Here is a 22,975-nt window from a genome sequence, read left to right as displayed (position 1 = left end):
GATAAGGTATGAAAATCACCTTGTTGGAACCATATTTTACCGGCTCCCATGCGTCATGGGCCAGGGAATATGCCGGTTGCAGCCGCCACCAGGTTGAGATCCTGAGCCTTCCCGGCCGACACTGGAAATGGCGGATGCATGGCGGTGCCGTGACCCTGGCGCGCAAATTTATTGACTCTTCGTTTCACCCCGACCTGCTGCTGGCCACCGATATGCTCGACCTGACGACGTTTCTGACCCTGACACGGGGCAAGTCGGCACAGTGTAAAACCTCACTCTATTTTCACGAAAATCAGCTTACCTATCCCTGGTCACCTGACGACCGCGACCAGGCGCTGAAGAGGGATGCGCACTACGCGTTCATCAACTTTGCAAGCGCTCTGGCCGCAGATGCAGTGCTGTTCAACTCCTCCTATCATTTCCATTCCTTTGTCGATGAGCTCCCCCGTTTCCTTAAATCGTTTCCGGACAAAAATGAACTCGGCACAGTGGAAATGATCCGGCAAAAATGCCGGGTACTGCACCTGGGGATGGATTTGCGCAGGTTCGATCCGTATCGTCCGGCAAAAATTGAAAGGGGCGACGGAAAGCCGCCCCTTATTTTGTGGAACCATCGATGGGAATACGACAAGAACCCGGAGGAGTTTTTTGCTGTCCTCGAACGGTCAGCCGCCGCCGGCCTGGATTTTCAGGTGGCAATCCTCGGTGAGAGTTTCTCTGATGCCCCGGCGATTTTTCGTGAGGTGAGGGAGCGAATGGGAAACAGGGTTGTCCGGTTCGGGTTCGTGAAAAGCTTTGCCGACTATGCCGAATGGTTGTGGCTGGCCGATATTCTTCCGGTCACATCGCGACATGATTTTTTCGGCGCCAGTGTCGTGCAGGCGATATATTGCAATTGTTACCCCTTGCTGCCCAAGCGGCTCGCCTATCCTGAGCATATACCGAATGAACACCATTCCCGTTTTTTTTACGAAGATACTGCTGATCTCGGGGTGAAACTGGAGGGATTGCTGCGCAATTGTGGAGAAGCGAGTCGGCAACCGCTGACGGGCTTTGTTGACCGCTATGACTGGCAAAGGATGGCGCCCGAGTACGACGACTTCTTCGAGCGGCTGGTATCGGACGGCACCAACTGTTGAGGGGACTCCGTGGCGTAAACAGAGTCAGTAAAGGTTTGGCAGGAAAGAAACGCCGGGGTGTTTATTCCCGGCGTTTCTTATTAAGCTGCTTTCTTGTTCAACAGCGTAATGGCGCCGAAGTGATTGATCCAGACAGCACCGCACGAGGTGCATTCGAGGATATCTTTGGCGTATCCGTCAGAATGCATGTCGATCTCGATACTGTTGCTGCTTTTGCAGTGGGGGCAATTCATTGTTGTTCTCTCCTTTGTCGTTACCTTCGTTTTGAAATATAAATTATCGAAAGTATATCCGCAAGGAGAATATTTTAAAAAAACTAAATAAAACAGTAGTTTACGGTTTGTTGTTGCAGTGTGGAATAGGTCGGTATTTTAGAACAGCTGATAGACTATATTAGGCAATAACATGATGTTAAGGTGTAAGCAGTTATTATCATTGGATAAATCCGAAATAAAACAAAATTATGGATATTGTCGCAATCGATACGTTGCATATGCAAAAGAAATGTTACAAACAGGAAAATAATTTATTGTCTTATTTTTAAACTCTGGTTTGGACCAGCGTTGTCCGGTTTGGTCTTTGCATCAAGCTTTTTAGCCCCATTAGGGGCGTTCGCATGTAGCCGGGGGATTCATCCCCCGGAACAGATTCCTAATTTTCCCTGCGTCACGTACGTGACGTGATGAGATTTTACCACGACCGGGGAATAAATTCCCCGGCTACCAGCATTCTGTCCCTACGGGACGTAAGCAAAAAACAAACCGGACACTGCTGGGTTTGGACATGTTTGACAGACTGCGTTGATGTTTAATCACCGGTGAATCCGTGAGAATAAGCATGCCCCGATCTCTGGTCAAACGGGGTAGGGATGATATAGTTGGAATAATTTAAGAAAGTCGGTGTAATGATGCCTTAATGAAGGTGTTGTTGTGGCGTCATTTTTCTACTGAAAATTCTGGCGCCGATGTTCTGTTAATGCTACTATAATGATTCTGTAATGTAATCGTTTGTTGCGGAAACGTTTGATCTGCTGATGGATTATTGTTGGGTACGTGGTAGGATGGGCGACAAAGGGCACGCTTCAGTTTTTTCCGTTTTGTTTTACGCGACAGGAGGAGACCATGAAAGAAGCGATGTTTTATGAAAAAGTAGGGGATGAAAAGGTTCGCTGCGGTCTTTGCCGTTTCCGCTGCCTGATTTCTGCCGGCCGGCGGGGCATCTGCATGGTGAGGGAGAACAGAGCCGGAACTCTCTACACTCTCGTCTACGGCAAGGCCATTGCCGAACATGTGGACCCCATCGAGAAGAAACCGCTTTTCCATGTTCTTCCAGGCAGCAGGTCATATTCCATTGCTACTGTCGGCTGCAATTTCCGCTGTCTCCATTGTCAGAATTACGCAATATCCCAGTCAAGCGCAGGGGTGATGGATATAAGCGGGATTGACCTGGCTCCGGCTGATATCGTGGCAAAGGCGCTGGCAACCGGCTGCACGTCGATTGCCTACACCTATACGGAGCCGACCATATTCTATGAATACGCCTACGACACTGCCGTTCTCGCCCGTGCAGCAGGCCTGAAGAACATTTTTGTAACCAACGGCTATATTACACCTGAAGCGCTTGCCCATATCCGACCCTATCTGGATGCGGCAAATATCGACCTTAAGGGTTATTCCGACCGGTTCTATCGTGAGGTGGTTCATGCCATGCTCCATGAGGTGCTCGAATCCATCGTCGAATATAAAAGACAGGGTATCTGGATCGAACTGACCACCCTGGTCATTCCGAACTGGAACGATTCCGATGAGGATTTGCTGGGCATTGCCCGTTTCATTGCCGAAAAGGTCGGCGTTGAGGTCCCGTGGCACGTGACCCAGTTCTATCCTACTTACAAATTGCTGGACCAGCCGCGCACTCCCGTAGCGACCCTGCGCCGTGCCCGGCAGATAGGGCTCGATGCCGGCCTGCGCTATGTTTATGAAGGGAATGTCCCGGGTGAAGGTGGAGAAAGCACTTATTGTCCGGGATGCGGCGAACTTCTTATCCGCCGCTTCGGTTACGCCATCGATTCAAACCTGCTTCAAGACGGGAAATGCCCGAAGTGCGCTTTCGTCGTGGACGGCATCTGGACGTAGAGCAACTGCTTGTTCTGATTAATAAATCTGCAAAACATGAACCTGATACGGGATTGCTACAGTGGGAAATGACTCCAAAAACAACAAAAAACACCCCGAACGCATAATACTGGTTGCGGTCACTCTGGTGCTGATGTTCTGGGTGGCCGATTCGGTGATGGATGCCCTTATTTATGGAGAAGGAACCATTTATCAGCAGTTGTTCTCTCCCGATTCACGTGAAATCGGCTTTCGTTGGCTGACAAGCATGGTGTTTTTCGCGTTTATGCTCTACACCAGGCATATTGTAAACAAGCGAAAAGAGCTGGAAAAGGCGCTGCAGGCGGCGATTCAAAGGGCCGAGGACGAGACTGAGAAGACCATTGCGATTGTTTCGGCCATGGGAGACGGGATCAGTATCCAGGATACGGATTTTAAAATCCTCTTCCAGAACGAGGCGCACAAAAGATTGGTTGGCGATCACGTCGGTGAGTACTGCTATTCTGCCTATAATAAGAAGGACCAGCCTTGCGAGGGATGTCACCTGCTCGAGTCATTCCTGGACGGCGAGATCCATCGACGTGAGACGAGCGGGGCAAGTTTACAAGAGGCGACGCACGTGGAGATCATATCGTCGCCTCTGCGTGACAAGACGGGGAAGATTATCGCCGGCATCGAGGTGGTGCGGGATATTTCGCATCGCAAACAGGCGGAAGCTGCCCTCGAACGGCAGGCGAACCTTTTACAACGGCTTATAGATACCATACCCAGCCCCATATTCTACAAGGATACGCAGGGTGTTTTTCTCGGCTGCAATACGGCATTCGAGCATTGCAGCGGCATGACAAAGGAGAAGGTCATCGGCAAGACGGTATTCGATTTGTTCCCGGATGAAATTGCCGTCATGTACGATAAAATGGACCGGGAGCTGTTCGCCAATCCCGGCGTCCAGGTTTATGAATCCTTTGTTCCCTGCGTTGACAACTGCTCGCGGGATGTGATCTTCAACAAGGCTACGTATACCGATAGCGACGGTGTATTGGCCGGACTAATCGGGATTGTCATCGATATTACCGAGCGCAAGCAGGCGGAATACGAAATCAGAAAGCTCAATGCGGATTTGTCTGCGCATGCTGCCGAGCTTGACGCTGCAAACAAGGAACTGGAGGCGTTCAGCTATTCGGCTTCTCATGATTTGCGCACACCGTTGACGCGGATATACAGCTCCAGCCAGGCACTGATCGAGGGGTATTCTCATACACTGGATGAGAACGGCAGATATTTTGTCAGGACTATTTACGAGGCGTGCGAACAGATGGAAGAGCTGGTAGAAGCCTTGCTGGCTTTGTCCAAGGTGACGCGCAGCGAAATGCAGCGTGAGGAAGTCGATATCAGCCTGCTTGTGCGGGAAATTGCCGCCGGCCTTCAACAAGCTGAGCCGGAGCGCCGGGTTGACTTTGACATCACTCCGAATGTGACGGCTTATGGTGATCCCCAATTGCTGATGGTGGCGTTGGAAAACCTGCTGGGCAATGCCTGGAAATATACCAAAAAGTGTGACGAAGCAATGGTCGAATTCGGCGTGGTCGAAGAAGAAGGCGAAACCGTTTATTTTATCCGCGATAACGGCGCGGGCTTTGACATGAATAAGGCTACCAACCTCTTTCAACCTTTTCACCGTCTCCATAATCAAAATGATTTCCCCGGTACAGGTGTCGGCCTGGCAACGGTGCAGCGTATCATCCAGCGCCATGGCGGGAGAGTCTGGGGTGAAGGCGCGGTGGACAAGGGGGCGACCTTTTACTTTACCCTCAAGTAGATTTGTCAGGAGAGCTCTTCCTCTAACCAGCTAATGTATTTCTGCACGCTTGCCCCCCCTTCGTAAATCATGCTATAAAGGGACATTCCAAATATCTCCAAGTGTAGAGGTCCCCTTGAAGGTTTCATACCTGCGCCGTTTCTGGGTCACTTTTTCTGCCTACGTCATCGGTTTTTATGCCTCGACAATCAACCGGTTCCGCATCAAGGGGAGTGATAACATCCCTTCTTCCGGTGCGGTCTTGCTTGTATCCAACCACATCTCAGCCTATGAAACCATTTTCCTCCCCTGGGCGGTCATTCGACAACATCCCATGCAGATGCTCTGGGCGCCGGCCAAGGAGGAGCTCTTCACCAGTTCTTTCCAGCGCTGGCTTTATTCATCGTGGGGGGCTTTCCCGGTTAAGCGCGGCCGTGATGTGCGGGCGGGAAAGGCCATAAACGATCTGTTGAAAGACCAGAAGGTCATGCTCTTTCCCGAGGGGACCCGCCACAAGGATGGCGTTTTGGGGAAGGGGAACCGTGGTGTCGGCAAGATCATCTACGACACCAGACCTGTCGTGGTCCCGACAGCACTTGTCGGGCTCAATCGCTGGAAATTTCCCGGCTTCGGCCAGGACGCCTGCGTGGTGTTCGGCAAGCCTTTGGATTTTTCCGACCTGTACGAGCTTTCCGATTGCAAGGAGACCCACCAGATGATAGTGGATCGGGTTATGGCGGCAATTGCCGACCTCCTCAAAACTGAAGGGGCCTATATAAATGAAGGTTGAGATTTTTTGTGACGGGGCATGCAGCGGCAACCCCGGCGTAGGCGGGTGGGGGAGCATCCTCCGTTACGGCGATACGGTCAAGGAACTATCCGGGGCCGATGGAGACACCACCAACAACCGGATGGAGATGACCGCCGCCATCGAGGCCCTCGCGTCCCTCAAACGACCTTGCGAGGTGGTCCTGACCACCGATTCCCAGTACCTGGTAAAAGGGATGACTGAATGGATGTCAGGGTGGATCAGAAAGGGGTGGGTCAACAGCAAAAAGGAGCCGGTCCTCAACCGGGAACTGTGGGAGAGGCTGCTGGCGCTGTCGAAGATCCATAAGATCCGCTGGGCCTGGGTGCGAGGTCACAACGGCCATCCGGAGAACGAGCGGTGCGACGAGTTGGCCAGGGCCGCGATAGAGGTGTTTAAAGGCAGAAAGCCGTGAGAAGTAAGTCGTGAGAAGTGAGTAGTTCACACTTACTTCTCACGACTTACTTCTTACGACTTACGACTCACGACTTACGACTCACGGACCTTATGAACTATTTCATCATCGAAGTCTCCGAGCAGGAGATCAAGCGGGAGCGGGAGAAGGCCCGCGAATTGCGCAAATCCCAGTGGTGGAAGAGCCGTCTGGCCAAAGGTGTCTGTCATTACTGTGGCGGCACATTTCCTCCTGATGAGCTTTCCATGGACCACATCGTCCCCATCATCCGCGGCGGCAAGAGTAGCCGGGGGAACGTGGCGCCGGCCTGCAAGGAGTGCAACAACCGGAAAAAGCACATGCTTCCCATCGAGTGGGATGAGTACCTGCAAAAAATTGGGAACGGGGAACGGGGAACGGGGAACGATTAAGAAGTTTTTGCAGGTCCCAGATACCTGGTTCCGGATCCCGCTATTGCTTATCACTGGTTTCTATGTTGAACAGAGAGGATACGGGTGAAAAACGGATATAAAGTTGTAATCTATGACTGCGACGGGGTGATGTTCGATTCCTTTGAGGCGAACTTCGCCTTTTACGAGCGGATTCTGTCCCGGTTCGACAAGCTCCCTCTGGACCGTAATGACGCAGAGACCATGCGGGTGCTTCACACCTACGCCAATGTCGACGTGATGGCCTATCTTTTTGCCGGTGACGACCGGCGAGTAGAGGCCCAGGCCTTTGCCGGGACCATCGACTACCGGGAACTGGTCCCCTTCATGCTTATGGAGGAAGGGTTCCGCGAGACCCTCAATGTGCTTCAGCCGAAGGTGGAGCTGGCGGTCTGCACCAACCGCACCACCTCCATGGACCTGGTGCTGGAGTCCTTTGACCTCAACCGCTATTTTGGCTGCGTCATGACTGCGGCCAGGGTGAAAAACCCCAAGCCGCATCCTGAGCCGCTTTTGAAGGTGCTGGAGCACTACCGGATTGCTCCCGGCGAAGCCTTGTTCGTCGGTGATTCCGATGTGGATCGTCAAGCCGCCGAGGCTGCCGGTGTCCCTTTTATTGCCTACAAAGCCGACATGCCGGCCTTTGCCCGCATCGATCGGCATGATGAAATACTGACCCTTCTTTAGCATTGCGATTGTTGACGGCATGCGCATAATCAGGAGGCAACTTTGGATGAGAACCCGACCGTCGATTTATTGAAATTCAGTCCCGGGCTCAGCATAATCCGCAGGCGACGCTGGTATTTGTGGGGAGTGATTCTCGTTTATTTGCCGGCGATGCAGTTGATTCTCGTAAAGACACAATCGATCAGGATTACCGGGGCAGCGTTTGTTGCCTGGCTTGTCATCCTCTGTATAGCCGTAACCATGTCAGCCGTAGCCAGGTGTCCCCGGTGCGGAAACTACTTTCACATGAACGGTTTGACCCTTCTCTACTTTCGTAATTGCCTTCATTGCGGGCTCCACATCAAAGCGGACAGAAAGAAGTGAAACCTGCTGTTGCAGCTAAAAAGGAATTGCCGCCGGAAGGGTACTAATGGTATATATGAACTGCACCTGAACCACAGGGATTACCTCTGTGGTTCTTTTATTTTTCTAAAAGGGAGTTTGTCAAAGCCATTTCATGACGAAAAAAGAACGTATCCTTTACCTCATTATCGAAAAACTCTCCGCGGATTTTGCTGTTGTGTTCAACGCTGCAAAAGCAGCCCATGAAGCCTCTATTCATGAGGAAAATATTCCTGACAACAAATATGAGACGTTAAGCCTGGAAGCATCGTACGTCGCCCAAGGGCAGGCGAATCGGGCACAGGAAATCAAGATCGCCCTGGATACGTATAAAAAACTGTCATTGCAACATTTTGCCGAAGATGTTCCGATACGATTGACTGCGTTAGTAACGCTGGAGGCCGGGGACGGTGTGGAAAAGACGGTGTTTATCGGTCCTGAGGCGGGCGGCTTGAAAGTGGAAGATGGTGGCGTTGAAACCATTGTCATCACGCCGAACTCTCCGCTTGGAGAAGGCCTGATCGGCAAGATAGCGGGTGACAGTGTGGAAGTGGGCAGAGGGAATGCAAAATCTGTATTCGAAATTGTCGAGGTCTGTTGACGAGAAGTAAACGGTCAATTTAAAGAGTCGTAGAGCTCTACTTTTATTACCCGAGGTTTTTACCATGGCTCAACCCTGGATAATCGTCGACAGTATCAGCACCAAAGAAGGTATCCTCGAACTGCGCCAACGCGGCGAGCGCGACTTTCTCATCACCGTGGGGGGGCTTGTGCTGATGAACAGTTCGGCACACCGTTCCGAGGTGGCCCTCGGCCAACTCGCTTGCGGCCACCTGAAGAGCCAGGCAAGCCCGCGGGTACTGGTCGGCGGCCTGGGGATGGGGTACACGCTCAAGGCTGTCCTCGACTCACTGCCGAACACCGGACGGGTAGTGGTGGCCGAACTGAATCCGGTTGTCGAGAAATGGTGCCGCGGACCTTTGGCAGGCCTTACGGACAGCGCCGTTGCAGATCCCCGGGTGAGCGTAGAGATTGCCGACGTTGCCGACCTGATTCGCAGGTCAAAAACAGGCAGCGGGGAAGAGGGGTTCGACGCCGTTGTCCTCGACCTCTACAAAGGTCCCCACTATCGCTCTCACAAGCGCGACGACCCGCTCTACGGCAGCAGGGCCATCGAAAATACGCGCGCCGCCCTCAAACCGGACGGAGTCTTCGCTGTGTGGGGAGAAAACTACGACGCCGAATTCGACAAGCGACTCTGTGCAGCCGGCTTTACGGTGACCAGCGAGCGGCCGGGCCGTGGTGGGCTCAGGCACGTGGTGTTTGTAGCGAGGCTGAATTCGCCACGGGCGAAGGGTAAGTAATAAAAAAACCTGCGTGAAGCAGGTTTTTTTATTACTTATTAACCCCAAAACGGCAGTTAGCCACGAATGACAGTCACCAGTCTGGTGATCACAAGAGCTTGTATATTCGTGCAAATTCGTGACAATTCGTGGCTAAAATGCTTTTTATGGGATCAACCTTCCTTGCCGATCCATCTCCCCCGTTATTCCTGTCCCGATGTCCCGCCCGATTCCGTACGCAATTCCTTGCCGATAACAAACCCCTTGCCGAGAATCTTCCCTAAACCGAAGTAGTTGCGCGTCCCCGGGTCGTAGACGATGGGACGAACCAGCTCCCCATCCGGGAGGCCTTCCGCGTTGAGGATTTCTTCTGCGGCTTTGACATCGACGATTTCGCCGATGAACTGGGTATGAATGCCGATCTCGATTGTATGAATCAGGCGGCATTCCAGAACCAGCGGGAACTCTGCCACATAGGGCGCGTCCACCAAGGTGCTTCCGACCGGGGTGAGTCTGGTGGCAGCGAACTTGTCGGTATCTCTGCCGGAGACTATGCCGACATAGTCGGCTTCTCGCACAAACTGCTCTGACGGCACATTTATGGTGAAGGCTTTGCGCGCCGTAATCGCGTCGTAGGAGTGCCGTGATTTACGCAGGGAGATTGCAACGGCCGGTGGATCAGAGCAGCAGACGCCGCCCCAGGCGATGGTTGCCAGGTTCGGTCGGTTGGTTGCGTCATAGGTTCCCACCAGCCAGGCTGGCGTTGGCGCAGCCAGGGTCTTGGCGCCAAGAGATATTTTCGACATGGGTTTCCTCCTCGGATGAGCGTAATAAATGTTGCTGCCGGGATTATAGCAGAAAAAAATATGAATGATATCAGCTTGTCAAGGCTGACAAGGCATCGACTTGTGTATGGTTGCAAGCAGTTAAAAAATAATATTTAATATGTGCGATTCAATGCCGATAAAACTATTAGAGTAAAACAATTACAAAGGAGGCGAAAATGTTTTCCAATTTAAAGGTCAAAACAAAAATGATCCTGTTGATTGTCGGTTTTTGCGTTGCGCTCTGCATTGTCGGGGCGGTGGGGTTGATCAACATGCGAGAGTTGAGCGGTTCCATAGGGGACGCAAATACCAGCCTGAAGCATGTGGCAAGGCTTTCCGAAATAGAAAAGAACTTTCTCCATATACGCCTGAATCTTGTCTATATGTTGTCCCTGAGCGATTCGGCAAAATTTCAATTAAAAGTCGAGGATATGAAGAAGAGGATCGATAAAATTAAAGAAGATATTGCTGCGCTGGAAAAATACGACTTGAATGCTAACGAACGTGCTCATCTTAATGAATTTAAAGAGGGGTTTGCACGGTATACGGTTGAAGGATTCAAGCTGGTTGAGATGGCAAGAATGGAAATCGGTTCCGGAAAGAGAGAGGATAGTGAAACCGTCAAGTATGCGACGAACTCTGTTGCCCCTCTTTATGAAAAACCGGCCCAGGCGGCTGTTGCACTGGTCGCAGACAATGTAAATGAAGGTGAAACCATGTTCAAAGAGGATATGGCGTCATACCACAAGGCTTTCGTTTTCATGGTTGCTTTGATCATCTTGTCCGCAGTCTTGAGTTTTGCGGTGGGCATTATTGTTTCCAATTCGGTCACAAAACCTATTGCCAGGGTTGTCGATATGCTGCGGGATATTGCCCAGGGAGAAGGGGACCTGACTAAACGGATCAAAATTACGGGTAAGGATGAAATCGGCGAATTGGCATCGTGGTTCAATATATTTATAGACAAGCTCCACAGCATTATTTCGCAGGTGACCAACAATACCATCCGGGTGGCTTCAGCCGCCGGTCAATTGTCTTCCACCTCGGAGCAGATGGCTGCCGGTTTTGAGGAGGTGGCGGCCCAGGCAGGAACGGTGGCCACGGCCGGCGAAGAGATGGCGGCAACCTCTACCGAGATAGCGCAGAACTGCAACATGGCAGCGCAGGGCTCACAGCAGGCCAATAAAGCGGCGATGAACGGAGCGAAAGTTGTCGCAGGGACGGTCCAGGTCATGAATCGGATAGCGGGTCGGGTCAGAGATACTGCCAAAACAATTGAGGGCCTCGGCGACAGATCGGACCAGATTGGCGAAATCATCGGCACCATTGAAGACATTGCAGATCAGACCAACCTTTTGGCCCTGAACGCGGCCATAGAAGCGGCGCGTGCCGGTGAACAGGGGCGTGGTTTTGCCGTTGTCGCCGACGAAGTGCGGGCCTTGGCTGAGCGCACGACCAAGGCTACCAGAGAGATAGGAGAAATGATCAATGCAATTCAGAATGAAACCAAAGGGGCAGTCGGCATCATGGAGGAAAGTGTGAAAGAGGTTGAGAATGGAACTTTCGAAGCTGCCAAGTCAGGGCAGGCCTTGCAGGATATCCTCGACCAGATTAACAGCGTTGCCATGCAGGTCAATCAGATCGCCACCGCTGCCGAAGAACAGACAGCCACCACCGCTGAGATCAGCAATAACATCCAGCAGATTACCGGCGTTGTACACGAGACTGCCAAAGGGGCGCAGGAATCGGCCCATGCGGCATCGCAACTCTCACACTTGTCCGAGGAACTGCAAAGTCTGGTCGGGCATTTCAAGCTGGTTGCCTAATGCCCGGACTCGATCCGATTCGCATTCAAACCGGCGTATGAACAGACCTCCGGGAGTTCTGAAATCTCGGAGGTCTCTGCCTGAAATATGCGCCATCCTGATTGCCTGGACGAATTATTCTGCGCTTTAAATTGACCGCATCCCTTCCATAAGTCCTGCCTTGTATCCCATATTTTTTTGCGTCTTGCCTCTCAGTTACTTCAACATCCATGGTGCGAAGTCCCTTGACAACCCGATACAACCTTCTATGCTTTATTTGTTATGTGAAAACATTTTAACTATTTACGGTTAATTGCTTATGTGCAATTCGATCTGAATGGGGAGGAGCCGTATGCGAAGAGTTATTAACATCGATTGCCCCTACTTCAAAAAGCAGGATCAGATCATCTTCTGTCTCACCGAGACCATCAACGTGGCGGATTCGGCAGCGGAAAAGAAGTCATTGGTTCATGAAAATCTCGAGGAAATATCGGTTTTGCTGAACTGTTCCGACTTCTCCGACGATAGCAACAGTTGCCTGAACTGCAAGACGGTGATGACGGAAAGGAAAGAGGCGGGGGAACTGATTCTGAAAGGGTTGGAACTTTCCCATTACAGGGGTTGACCGGTGCGCCGGCTCGTATACATACCGATAATCCATACCGAGGTGGACATGGGGTCCTTATCCGAGGATGTGAGGAATGAGTTCCTCGCCCGGTACGGAAAGAGCAAGTGGCTCGAACACTTGCGGCTTATCTCGCAACTCTGGGATACCATCAGAAAGCGGCTCCTCGCCATGCCTCTCGACTATGCCAGAACAAAACTCTATCAGGATGGGCTTCCGGTATGCGGAAAGGAATCTGACATCGTGCAGGAACTGGCCGGCATGGGGAGCCGTAATCATATGCTCCTCATGGAACTGGTGGAGAAAGGTGCGGCAATCATCGGGACAGAGGATCCGAACCTGCTCCTGGAGGAACACAGAAAAATCAAGGCGATAATCGCTGAACCCGGGGCAAGGGGGGGCAAGGGAAGGCTTGACGCATTCAGGAGCAACAGCAACGGACTCTTGGCAAAGAGGGATGAATTCATCGCCAAAAGAATTTCCGATACACTCGAAGAGGGGGAGACGGGGGTATTGTTCATAGGAGCCATGCACAAAGTCGAGAAGAGGCTCCCAAAGGATATCAAGGTGATTTATCTGACCTGAATCCAGTCGTGTCCGGTTAAAAAATAGCACTGACTCCAAGCCATACAAACCAGCACATGCACCCTCCCCCAACCCCTCCCATCAAGGGAGGGGAGCTTTAAAGTCCCCTCGCCCCTTGTGGGAGAGGGCTAGGGTGAGGGGGAAATGCGGATGCAAAAACTAGTTGGACAATGCTGACCTGAATCCACAGTCAGCCTCGTTATTGATATTGGTGGATAAACATATGGACAGCATGGACGAAGCTTGCCTCGCCCGATTGCAAACTTACTGGAATGGAGGAAAAGATGTCCGAGATCAGCCTGAAAGTCACGGAGGCTCTGCCGAAAGATGTGGGGAGGGGGATTGCCCGGATAGATCCCGAGGTCCTCACCAAATTGGAGGTGGAGATAGGGGATGTGGTGGAGATAACCGGCAAAAAGCCCACTGTGGCCAGGGTGATGCCTGTGTTCAGGGACCTTCGGGGAAAGGGGCTGATCCAGGTAGATGGTCTCACAAGGAGTAATGCCAGCACCGCGATCGGCGAGAAGGTCCATATTAAAAAGGTGGCGTGTAAGGCGGCCAACAAGGTGGTCCTGTCGCCGGTCGTCACCGGAATGGCCGGTAGGGACTCAAAATTCGTCGGGCGGCTTCTGGAGGGACTTCCCATAGTTTCTGGCGACCGGGTCAGGGCAACCGTGTTCGGATCGAGGTATCAGGATTTCACGGTTGCAGACACCATCCCGACCGGGGCCGTGATGATAAATCCGCAGACGCTCATAAGGATAGAGGAAAAAGGGGCCAAGCTGACCAAGGCGAGGGTGTCCTACGAGGATATCGGCGGGCTGGGAAAGGGGATACAGAAGGTCCGGGAGATGATAGAGCTTCCCCTGAGGCACCCGCAGATATTTGAAAAGCTCGGGATCGATCCGCCGAAGGGGCTCCTTCTGCATGGCCCTCCAGGAACGGGAAAGACCCTTATCGCGCGGGCGGTGGCCAACGAGACCAACGCCAGTTTCTACTCCGTCAGCGGACCGGAGATAATCCACAAATTTTACGGCGAGAGCGAGGCCAAGCTCCGGAACCTGTTCGAGGAGGCAAGAAAAAACGCCCCCAGCATCATATTCCTCGACGAGATCGACGCCATCGCTCCGAAAAGGGAGCAGGTCACCGGGGAAGTGGAGAAGAGAGTTGTGGCCCAGCTCCTTGCGCTGATGGACGGCCTGGCGGAGCGGGGGCAGGTCATCGTTATCGGCGCCACGAATATTCCCAACGCCCTTGATCAGGCCCTTCGCAGGCCCGGGCGGTTCGACCGGGAACTGGAGATAGGAATCCCCGACGTCAATGGGAGGATGGAGATCCTCGATATCCATACGAGAGGAATGCCCCTCACCGATGACGTGAACCTGCTGAAGCTTGCCCAGGTAACCCACGGCTTTGTAGGGGCGGACCTGGAGGCCCTCTGTCGGGAAGCGGCCATGAATTCAATCAGGAGGATCATTCCCAAGATAGAGTTTGAGCTTGAGCAGATCCCTTATGAACTCCTTCAGGAGCTGAACGTGACCATGGAGGATTTCATGAGAGCCCAGGGGGAGATAGAGCCGACAGCCATGAGGGAGTTCTTCGTGGATATCCCCAATGTGACATGGGATGAAGTGGGCGGGTTGCAAAATGTGAAAAAAGAGCTCAACGAGGCGGTCGTCTGGCCCCTTGTGCATGCAGACCTTTACGAATTCGCCAAGGTGAAGCCGCCGAAGGGTATCCTTCTCTACGGCCCTCCCGGGACGGGAAAGACTCTCCTTGCCAAGGCTCTCGCCACGGAAAGCAAGGTGAACTTCATTTCCATCAAGGGGCCGGCCCTCATGTCCAAATATGTGGGGGAGTCGGAGCGGTCTATCAGGGAGGTGTTCAAAAGGGCGAGGCAGTCAGCCCCCTGCATACTCTTTTTCGACGAGATGGACGCAATTGCTCCTGCAAGGGGAGGGGGCGGAGATTCCCATGTGTCGGAGCGGGTCATAAGCCAGCTCCTGACCGAGATAGACGGGACCGAAGAGCTGAAGGGGGTCTTCATCCTCGGCGCCACCAACAGAAAGGATATCATAGACCCGGCTCTCCTGAGGCCGGGGCGCATCGATATCCTCGTCGAGATCCCGCCTCCCGGCGAAGATGCCCGCCTGGAGATATTCAAGGTTCATACGAGAGGCAAACCGCTTCTCAAGGACGTTGATCTGAAGTCCATTGCCGCTGAAACGGAAGGACTGGTCGGCGCCGATATAGAGTTCCTGTGCAGAAAAGCTACCATTATTGCAATCTGCGAGTTCGTCGAGAAAGGCGCAGACGATCCCAAGACGTTGAAAATATCCGCAGCTCATTTCCAGGAGGCGATGAAAGTCTTCATGGAAGGGCGCAGATAAATCTTAAAACTTTTCACCACAAAGAGTCAGCACTGTCCAGTTTTTACATCCGCACTTTCCCCTCACCCTAACCCTCTCCTTTAGGCCCGCAATATGGGTCCACAAGGGGCGAGGGGACTTTAATGCTCCCCTCCCTTGATGGACCCAAAGGGCCTAAAGGAGGGGTCGGGGGAGGGTGCGATGTCTTTTGATTTGATCTGCGTCTTGTTCAGATTTTGGATATCTTTGCGTTCCGGCTTTGCGTGAATAATTGTCGAAAGATTTCAGGGGCGCAACGAGGTGACTGATGAATGAAGTATCCCTGCTGTTCCCGCATGTTTTCGAGGCAATACCCATGGCGGCCCTCCTCCTCGGGAGTGAGTTCCGCATTCAAGCGGCCAACAGCGATTTCATGGATCTCTTTTCAATCGACGAAGAAATTCTGAACAGGCCCTTTTCCGAAATTGTCCCGGACGATACTCTCAAGGGGATGATGGAAGATGTTTTGGGGGGGGAGGTCGGCAGAAGGGAAAGCAGGCTTCGCCTGAACAACGGTATTGACCTGAGGGTCGTGATGAAAAGCGCAACATCCGTTACGCCGGACGGGATCATCGTCCTCATGGAAGAGCTGTCGGAAAGGATGTGGCTGGAGGAGAAGTTTCTGCAGGCGGAAAAGCTCTTTGCCATGGGACAGTTGGCCACCTGCATCACCCACGAAATCGGGAATCCGCTGGGGATCATGAAATCCACCATGCGATTCCTTAACGACCACCTGACAAGGATGGGCGGCGATTTGACCATGTACAGCCAGGTGGTCATGGAAAACATCGACAGGATGCACGAGTTGTTGAAAGACATTTCGGAGTTTTCGAGGCCCAATAAAGAACAGATCGTTTTTCACGATATCTGCAGCAGCCTTTCACAGATCCTGCACTTTGTCGAGAAGGAATGTGAGGGGCACGGCGTGGTGATCGAGGCATCCATCGAGGATAATCTTCCGATAGTATGCTGCAATCCCCATCGCTTGAAGCAGGTATTTCTGAACCTGGTCAAGAACTCAATCGAGGCGATGCCCAACGGAGGAAAGTTTTCCGTAGCGGCAAAGAGAGTTGATCTCGACGGAAAGGACGCGGTTCTTGTGGAGGTTACGGACAGCGGCATCGGGATATCCGAAAAGGATATGAAGACGATTTTCAAACCGTTCCATACTACCAAGTGCAACGGGAACGGTCTTGGGCTCTTCATTGTCAGGAACATCGTCAGAGAGCATAACGGCAGGATTACGGTCACCAGCAAGGAAGGCGTAGGGACAACCGTTTCTATTCTTCTTCCGGCCGATGGGAGAAAAGATGAAAATGCATAGGATTCTTCTGGTTGATGATGAGAAGGATGTGGGAAAGATAGTGTCGAGGCTTCTCGCCGGTGACAATTATGAAATAGAGCAGGTAACAACCGGCAAGGAGGCCATGAAGAGGGTGCTGGAAGAGAGTCTTCCCGACATCATTCTGCTCGATATAAACCTTCCGGATATAGACGGCATGGACATGCTCAGGGATATGAAGGACGCCGTCAGGGGAACCCCTATCGTGATGATGACGGCCTACGGGAGTATCGAAACCGCGGTCCGCTCCATCAAGATGGGTGCAATGGACTTCGTCCAGAAGCCTTTCAACCATTACGACTTCAAAAGATTTATAAACGGGGTGATAAGTGCAAGAAACATTGCCGGCAACGACCATTGCGGCATTGTGGGTTCAAGCCCCCAGATGAAAAAAGTCTTTCGATTGGTGGATAAGTTCGCCCTTTCGGACATTACCATCCTTCTCCAGGGGGAGAGCGGAACCGGGAAGGAATTGTTTGCCAGGGCCATCCACCAGAAAAGCAAGAGACGCAGCGGGCCGTTTGTTCCACTGGACTGCGCCGCCCTCTCGGAGACGCTCATTGAAAGCGAGCTGTTCGGACACGAGAAGGGGGCGTTTACAGGGGCCACCGAAAGGAAGATCGGAAAGTTCGAAAGGGCCCATGGAGGAACGTTGTTCATAGACGAAGTTGAAAACCTCTCGTCTTCCAATCAGGCCAAGCTCTTGAGGGCTGTCGAAGAAAAGCAGATCGAGAGGGTCGGCGGCACCAAGGCAATTAAAGTGGATGTCAGGATAGTCGCGGCAAGTAACATCCCCCTTACGGAGATTATTAACAACGGAGTGTTCAGGAAGGACCTCTTTTACAGGTTCAGCCAGATGACGATAGCGATACCTTCCCTCAGGGATAGGGTAAAGGATGTGGACGTCCTGATCCGTCATTTCCTGGCCGCCTATTCCGAAGAATTCGGTAATGCGGCCAATATCTCCGAGGAAGCCTTGCTGCTCCTGAATGCCTATCCATGGCCCGGAAACGTGAGGGAACTCGAAAACGTCGTGAAGTCAGCTGTTATCCTTGCGGACGGAGATATCTTGGCGAAACACCTGCCGGAATACATCAGGAAGGGCAGTTTTTCCCTGCCGGAAGATGCTGAGGATTGCCATTTCCCGGGGATAAAGGTCGAGGAAGAGATAGAGAAGGGGCTGCTGGAGGGCTCTCTTGATCTGAAGGCGTTGATCAAAAAGTGGAGCGACCGGCTCGAAGAGACCGTGATAAGGAATGTAATGGAGAGATCAAACCTTAATATGGTCAGGGTCTCCCGGTTCCTGAACATTGACCCGAAGACGCTCCGTACCAAGATAGGCCAGATCAGGTCTGCCAGAAACAGGAATCCAATAGGCGGGAAGCATTTCCCCGAAAGGGGAGGAGCTTCCTTCCCCTTTCAGGAATAATAGTCTGGAATGAATGGATGTACCATTATTTTATCGAATGAAAAGCACGATATATCAACTGGTTCAGAGTTTTTTTAGCAATAAATACATTTATGGCATACCTCTTGTAATAGTCTCTTATTAGATATCTCTAAACTTTGAAGTAACCGACGACGCATGCGGAAAAGATTTGCGTGAGACGGATCGCTCCGTATCGATCGATGGAATAAAGGGTTTAGAGTGTCACGCCAGTTCAAAGAAAGGGGGTGAATATCATGGCAGTTGAGAAAACAAATGCATCTTCCAGTCTCGTCGAGGTAATCGACAGGATCCTGGACAAGGGCGTATGTATCGATGCTTGGGCAAGGGTTTCCTTAGTGGGGATCGAGCTTCTCGCTATCGAAGCGAGGGTCGTTGTTGCCTCTGTGGATACTTTCCTTAAGTATGCCGAGGCAGTAGGCCTTACAACCACTGCGACGGCAATGCATGCGTAAGATCCGAAAAATCGACGCGGAGGACATCCTTGAGGCATAAAGGCGCCAATGCCCCTTTATTATAAACAAGTTACTCAAGCATGTCTCCATCTCCATTCACACAAACAGTAGACGCGAAACCGTACAAGGATTATGAGCGGAGTTGGAAATGGAGTTTCAGGAACCTTTGAGAACTATAGGGTTGGAGATCATAAAATCGTACGAAAAGCGGTTAAAGCTTGTCAATACTCTCGTTGTTGAAGCAATGAAACGTGTGAATAACTATTGCAGGGAACAGGATGAGATGAGCAGACGTTTGAAGGAAAATCTCTCGAGGCATGGGGGGATGAGAAAAAAGGACTTTGATGCCCTGATGGAAACCGTCCTGGCCAAGAGGAGAGAAAGAGAGACAAAAACCCGGCAGCAGCTGGAAACTATATGGCAGGAAGAAGGGGAGATGATCCTCATCTTGAAGAAGGTCCTCACCGGGAATTGCAACCCTGCCGATTTTGAAATAATGAAGAGGGATATCCTTTTGCGGCTCAGGGAACGAGAGAAAGAGGTGGCAAAGTCACTGATGAAGTTCCAGCTGGAGCAGGAAGAGTTGATAGCGGCATTGAAAAATCTTTTGTCCAAAGGGGAGGAGGTAAGGATAAAGGACTTGAAATCCGTGGTTAAGACGCTCGGTAACCGTGACAGGGAATCCAGTGACGAGATAGACCGGATACTGGATGAGTTTGACAGGATACGCCGGGAAGTGGCCGCTCAGTGGGAAGGGGTGTTCAGTTTCTATGACAAGACGGCATGGCAGGGTTGAAAAATTCAAAAGAAAGGAGATACCAAAATGGCAAGAGTAGACGGATTCAAGGCACTAGCCCAGGATATTACCGCTTCTTTTGATGAAAGGATGGCTGTTCTTGCATCCATCAAAAAGGATGTCCACGAAATGACTGACGATGTCCACAGGATGCTTGACGATCTTCACAAGGAGCGGGGTGAGATGGCGTCACAGCTCAGGCAGGATCTTTCCAAGGCAAGGTACTCCATGAAGAAAGAGACGAGCAATCTTCTCAAGGGTTTCAAAAAGGAGCACGACGACGCAATTGCTGCATGGGGGCACTTGGGCTCCACTATGCAGGCGAAAAGAGGCGGCGCTGCCAGGAAAAGTGCGAAACAATAAAGTGGTTTCAAGGAGTCCTTGAACCGAAGGCGGTCCGTGCCGCAGAATATCGAACCTGACCCGCTGCATGGCACAACCTTTAACGGGCTGTTGAGAAAACTGACACCTGATGAATCCTGAACAAGGTGCGGGAGTAATTCCAATTTCAAATCAAGGATGAAATCAAGGCGGCGAGGATTGAGGCGACGAAGGCGTACAACTGCGTACGTTGAGGAGCCGAAGACGAGCCAACGAAGATAGCGCCTTGATTTGGAATTGGTATAACCTGTTTGAGAGGTTCCATGCTGCGTTCAGGACAACATTCAAACTCCGGTGTTTTCCAGCAGCCTGTTAATTATTCAGGCAACAGGATTCCGGAATATAGGTCCAATCAAGGAGAGAGCCTATGCAGGAAGAAAATGCTGAAGTACTGGCGACCGTTTTAGAGCCCCGTTCTTTGCCGAACTTTGTGGAAACGGACTATGTCCGGGATGTGACGGAGCGGGCTCTTGCCTATATTGCTGCTGGTTTCCCCGTCCACTTCAGGGGGACCTCAGGTACAGGCAAGACCACAATTGCCATGCATGTTGCCAGTAAGCTCGGCAGGCCGCTCGTTATCATGCATGGTGACGAGGAGCATTCCACATCCGACCTGGTGGGGGGGCAGCATGGCTACAGGAAAAAGAAGGTCGTGGACAACTTCATTCATTCAGTCCTGAAGACTGAAGAGAGCATGAACAGTTCCTGGATAGACAGCCGGCTGACGCTGGCCTGCAAAAAAGGGTTCACTCTGATCTATGACGAATTTACCAGGTCCAGGCCCGAAGCCAATAACGTTCTCCTGTCTGTCCTGCAGGAAAAGATGATGGGCATGCCCACTGCAAGGGGGGGAGAAGGGTATCTCAAGGTGCACCCGGATTTTGTCGCGATCTTTACAAGCAATCCCGAGGAGTATGCGGGAGTCTACAGGAGCCAGGACGCTCTGCGGGACAGGATGGTCACGATAGACATCAGCTATCCTGACAAGGAGACGGAAATGGCTATAACCTCGGCAAAGTCGGGATTGCCCCTGCACGATTCGGAAAAAATTGTGAATATCGTCAGGAGTCTCAGGGATTCCGGGAAATACGAGTTTGCACCCACTGTGAGGGGATGCATCATGATTGCAAAGACTGCGAAGGTAAGAAAGGCCGCGGTCGAAGCGGGGAACAAAATATTCAGGAGTATCTGCACTGATGTACTTGCCTCGGAAACGAGCAGGGTGGGAAGCGATGCCAATATAAAAAAGGTTAAGGAGTTCATAGCTGAACTGGTTGACAGGCACTGTGGGAGTAACCCTGAAGCCGGGGAAATGAATACGGATACGAAACCGTCCCTTAAGGTCGGCCAGAGAATAGCGGTGGGTGACAAGGCAGTCAGCATGCTGTAAAGCTGAAAAAAACGGAGGGTTGCAACGTGAGCATTACAAGTGGATCAATTATAAGAACCGCTCCAAGAACCGCCCCAAGAACGAAAATCCGTTCCGTGCCGAAGGCTTCGGTGAACCGCTACCTTGACCTCTATGTATTGACGCGGAAAAGGACCAAACTGGAATTGGAGTTGCACGCCCTGCTCAAGAGAAAGAAGAGTATAGAGGATGACCTGAAAGATCTCGGAAAAGAAATAATAAATATTGGAAAAACCGTATTGAAGGAAGACGGGAAAAGGAATTCCAAAGAAAATGCTCCGAAGGGGGCAAAGGAAAAATTCAAGACGATGGTTATGGATTATTGAGATAAGACCCCTCATACAAACCCCGATGAACGGGATAAGTCCCTTCACGAAAAATTCTTCGCAAAAAACATGCAAATAATTTTTCTAAGGGACTAAGAGGGAATTTTGTATTTCGGAGACCATGGGTGGAAAACAATTATTTATATTGCATCATAGGGACTGATGACGCGAGAAATTTCGGTCCCATGGGGATCGGTGGCCGTGGAGATGTGGTAACCACCATAAATTGCGAGAACATCGCTGCAGTTATCAGCGGGACCCCTGTGATCAAATACACCCTTACCAGAGAAAATCTGCTGGCCCATCAGAAGGTCATCGAAGAGGTCATGAAGGATCATACGGTCCTCCCTGTGAGGTTCTGCACCGTCGCTGAAAGCGTGGAAGATATCCGCAGGGTGTTGAGAAAGAGATATATGGAGTTCAAGGAACTCCTTAGGGATATGGACAACATGGTGGAGCTCGGGGTGAAGTCCCTCTGGAAGGATTTAAACGAGGTATTTCATGAAATCGGAGAAACGGAACCGGAAATAAAGAGACTGAAGGGGAAAATAGCCTCGGTCCCGCCGGATAAGTGTTACGCTGACAGGATCAACCTCGGCCGGATGGTCCAGGCGGCGCTTGTGGCCAGAAAGGAACGGGAAGCGGGATATATCCTCGACAAGTTGAAGCCGATATCCCGCAGAACCAGCGTAAATAAACTCCATGGAGACAACATGAATTTAAATGCGGCTTTCCTTGTAGAACGTGGGCGGATAAGGGAGTTTGACGAGAGAATGACGGAACTCGACGCCGCAAACAAGGATAGGCTCATATTCAAATATGTCGGTCCAATACCGCCTTTCAATTTTGTGAACCTAGTCGTGGAATGGAAATGAGGCGAAGAAGAGGACCAGGGGGTTAACATGGCTGAGAGAAAAAAGAAAGCGGAAAAAGAGGAAGAGGGGGTAGAGATCGATTTCGGTCTGGGCAAAGTCTCTTTTGGAGGGCTCTTCAAGGGGCTTGGAACCCTTATTGACCTTGCCGCCACAGCGGCTGAAAAGGGGGAAGAGATCCGCAAGGAGGGTGAGATAAGGGGAATGCCTAAGGAGGCGAAAGGTGTCTACGGCTTTACGGTGCGGACCATGGGCGGCAAGCCCGTTGTAGAGTCCTTCGGTAACGTCAGGGACACCGCAAAAGGGCCTGTGGTGGAGGAGGTCAGGGAGCCGATGATAGACGTGTTCGATGAGAAGGATCACGTGGTGGTGGTTGCGGAGATGCCCGGTGTGGAAAATGAGCACATCAGCATCGATGTTAAAGGCGATACCCTTTTCCTCAAGGCCGGGAATAAGGACAGGAAATACATGAAAGAGATTCCCCTGCCATCGTCTGTCGATCCGGCCACACTCAAATCCTCTTACAAAAACGGCATCCTCGATATCAGAGTTTCAAAAAAGAAGGCCAGGAAGAAGCCCTGAAGG

25 protein-coding genes are annotated in these 22,975 nt (G+C 51.7%); 23 read left to right on the top strand and 2 right to left on the bottom strand.

Annotated features, from left to right (window positions below; genetic code table 11):
- Positions 1-8: 8 nt before the first annotated feature.
- Positions 9-1,139 carry a tRNA-queuosine alpha-mannosyltransferase domain-containing protein gene (locus GURA_RS14530; RefSeq protein ID WP_011939703.1) on the top strand — a complete coding sequence of 377 codons (1,131 nt, stop codon included), beginning with the start codon at positions 9-11 and terminating at the stop codon, positions 1,137-1,139.
- 80 nt (positions 1,140-1,219) lie between these two features.
- Here GURA_RS14530 and GURA_RS24695 read toward each other — a convergent pair whose 3' ends face one another.
- Complete coding sequence (locus GURA_RS24695) at positions 1,220-1,372, bottom strand: TFIIB-type zinc ribbon-containing protein (protein WP_011939702.1); 153 nt, start codon at positions 1,370-1,372, stop codon at positions 1,220-1,222.
- An 888-nt stretch (positions 1,373-2,260) separates the two neighbouring features.
- Here GURA_RS24695 and amrS point away from each other — a divergent pair.
- From amrS to GURA_RS14485, 9 genes are all read left to right on the top strand, one after another.
- Positions 2,261-3,274 carry an AmmeMemoRadiSam system radical SAM enzyme gene (gene amrS, locus GURA_RS14525; protein WP_011939701.1) on the top strand — a complete coding sequence of 338 codons (1,014 nt, stop codon included), beginning with the start codon at positions 2,261-2,263 and terminating at the stop codon, positions 3,272-3,274.
- Between the two features lie 61 nt (positions 3,275-3,335).
- Complete coding sequence (locus GURA_RS14520) at positions 3,336-5,072, top strand: PAS domain-containing sensor histidine kinase (protein ID WP_011939700.1); 1,737 nt, start codon at positions 3,336-3,338, stop codon at positions 5,070-5,072.
- A 115-nt stretch (positions 5,073-5,187) separates the two neighbouring features.
- Positions 5,188-5,841, top strand: a complete 654-nt coding sequence (locus GURA_RS14515; RefSeq protein ID WP_011939699.1) for a lysophospholipid acyltransferase family protein — start codon at positions 5,188-5,190, stop codon at positions 5,839-5,841.
- Positions 5,831-6,274, top strand: coding sequence for a ribonuclease HI (gene rnhA, locus GURA_RS14510; RefSeq protein ID WP_011939698.1), 444 nt, complete (start codon positions 5,831-5,833; stop codon positions 6,272-6,274). The genes GURA_RS14515 and rnhA overlap by 11 nt, the downstream gene beginning before the upstream one ends.
- Before the next feature lie 92 nt (positions 6,275-6,366).
- Positions 6,367-6,684 (top strand): HNH endonuclease, encoded by a 318-nt coding sequence (locus GURA_RS14505; RefSeq protein WP_011939697.1) that lies wholly within the window; start codon positions 6,367-6,369, stop codon positions 6,682-6,684.
- A gap of 84 nt (positions 6,685-6,768) precedes the next feature.
- The gene (locus GURA_RS14500; protein WP_011939696.1) at positions 6,769-7,389 is read left to right on the top strand and encodes an HAD family hydrolase; all 621 of its coding nucleotides are present in this window, start codon (positions 6,769-6,771) and stop codon (positions 7,387-7,389) included.
- Positions 7,390-7,431: 42 nt separating this feature from the next.
- Positions 7,432-7,752 (top strand): hypothetical protein, encoded by a 321-nt coding sequence (locus GURA_RS14495; RefSeq protein WP_049818927.1) that lies wholly within the window; start codon positions 7,432-7,434, stop codon positions 7,750-7,752.
- A 133-nt stretch (positions 7,753-7,885) separates the two neighbouring features.
- Positions 7,886-8,371 (top strand): GreA/GreB family elongation factor, encoded by a 486-nt coding sequence (locus GURA_RS14490; RefSeq protein ID WP_011939695.1) that lies wholly within the window; start codon positions 7,886-7,888, stop codon positions 8,369-8,371.
- 64 nt (positions 8,372-8,435) lie between these two features.
- Positions 8,436-9,134 carry a spermidine synthase gene (locus GURA_RS14485; RefSeq protein WP_011939694.1) on the top strand — a complete coding sequence of 233 codons (699 nt, stop codon included), beginning with the start codon at positions 8,436-8,438 and terminating at the stop codon, positions 9,132-9,134.
- 182 nt (positions 9,135-9,316) lie between these two features.
- Here GURA_RS14485 and GURA_RS14480 read toward each other — a convergent pair whose 3' ends face one another.
- On the bottom strand, positions 9,317-9,919 hold the full coding sequence (locus GURA_RS14480) for a flavin reductase family protein (protein WP_011939693.1): 603 nt from the start codon (positions 9,917-9,919) through the stop codon (positions 9,317-9,319).
- A 197-nt stretch (positions 9,920-10,116) separates the two neighbouring features.
- Between GURA_RS14480 and GURA_RS14475 the strand changes: the two genes are divergently transcribed.
- The 13 genes from GURA_RS14475 (at position 10,117) to hsp20 (ending at position 22,972) form a co-directional block, all read left to right on the top strand.
- On the top strand, positions 10,117-11,766 hold the full coding sequence (locus GURA_RS14475; protein ID WP_011939692.1) for a methyl-accepting chemotaxis protein: 1,650 nt from the start codon (positions 10,117-10,119) through the stop codon (positions 11,764-11,766).
- 331 nt (positions 11,767-12,097) lie between these two features.
- Complete coding sequence (locus GURA_RS14470; protein WP_011939691.1) at positions 12,098-12,370, top strand: hypothetical protein; 273 nt, start codon at positions 12,098-12,100, stop codon at positions 12,368-12,370.
- Positions 12,371-12,373: 3 nt separating this feature from the next.
- On the top strand, positions 12,374-12,955 hold the full coding sequence (locus GURA_RS14465) for a hypothetical protein (RefSeq protein WP_011939690.1): 582 nt from the start codon (positions 12,374-12,376) through the stop codon (positions 12,953-12,955).
- Between the two features lie 284 nt (positions 12,956-13,239).
- Positions 13,240-15,345, top strand: coding sequence for a CDC48 family AAA ATPase (locus GURA_RS14460; protein ID WP_011939689.1), 2,106 nt, complete (start codon positions 13,240-13,242; stop codon positions 15,343-15,345).
- A gap of 286 nt (positions 15,346-15,631) precedes the next feature.
- Positions 15,632-16,687 carry a two-component system sensor histidine kinase NtrB gene (locus GURA_RS14455; RefSeq protein ID WP_011939688.1) on the top strand — a complete coding sequence of 352 codons (1,056 nt, stop codon included), beginning with the start codon at positions 15,632-15,634 and terminating at the stop codon, positions 16,685-16,687.
- Positions 16,662-18,134 carry a sigma-54-dependent transcriptional regulator gene (locus GURA_RS14450; RefSeq protein ID WP_083764908.1) on the top strand — a complete coding sequence of 491 codons (1,473 nt, stop codon included), beginning with the start codon at positions 16,662-16,664 and terminating at the stop codon, positions 18,132-18,134. The genes GURA_RS14455 and GURA_RS14450 overlap by 26 nt, the downstream gene beginning before the upstream one ends.
- A gap of 254 nt (positions 18,135-18,388) precedes the next feature.
- Positions 18,389-18,607, top strand: coding sequence for a gas vesicle structural protein GvpA (gene gvpA / locus GURA_RS14445; protein WP_011939686.1), 219 nt, complete (start codon positions 18,389-18,391; stop codon positions 18,605-18,607).
- Positions 18,608-18,932: 325 nt separating this feature from the next.
- Positions 18,933-19,403, top strand: a complete 471-nt coding sequence (locus GURA_RS14440; RefSeq protein WP_157046216.1) for a hypothetical protein — start codon at positions 18,933-18,935, stop codon at positions 19,401-19,403.
- Positions 19,404-19,430: 27 nt separating this feature from the next.
- A complete protein-coding gene (locus GURA_RS14435; RefSeq protein WP_011939684.1) occupies positions 19,431-19,766 on the top strand; it encodes a hypothetical protein in 336 nt (111 codons plus the stop codon).
- A 385-nt stretch (positions 19,767-20,151) separates the two neighbouring features.
- Positions 20,152-21,174, top strand: a complete 1,023-nt coding sequence (gene gvpN / locus GURA_RS14430) for a gas vesicle protein GvpN (protein ID WP_011939683.1) — start codon at positions 20,152-20,154, stop codon at positions 21,172-21,174.
- A 26-nt stretch (positions 21,175-21,200) separates the two neighbouring features.
- On the top strand, positions 21,201-21,518 hold the full coding sequence (locus GURA_RS14425; RefSeq protein ID WP_011939682.1) for a hypothetical protein: 318 nt from the start codon (positions 21,201-21,203) through the stop codon (positions 21,516-21,518).
- Positions 21,519-21,643: 125 nt separating this feature from the next.
- A complete protein-coding gene (locus GURA_RS14420) occupies positions 21,644-22,393 on the top strand; it encodes a GvpL/GvpF family gas vesicle protein (protein WP_011939681.1) in 750 nt (249 codons plus the stop codon).
- Positions 22,394-22,420: 27 nt separating this feature from the next.
- Positions 22,421-22,972 (top strand): archaeal heat shock protein Hsp20, encoded by a 552-nt coding sequence (gene hsp20, locus GURA_RS14415; RefSeq protein WP_011939680.1) that lies wholly within the window; start codon positions 22,421-22,423, stop codon positions 22,970-22,972.
- Positions 22,973-22,975: the final 3 nt, after the last annotated feature.

The organism is Geotalea uraniireducens Rf4 (assembly GCF_000016745.1).
Classification (GTDB): Bacteria; Desulfobacterota; Desulfuromonadia; order Geobacterales; family Geobacteraceae; genus Geotalea; species Geotalea uraniireducens.
Note: the sequence above shows the minus strand (reverse complement) of the source record. Positions and strands in the feature narration are given on the sequence as shown.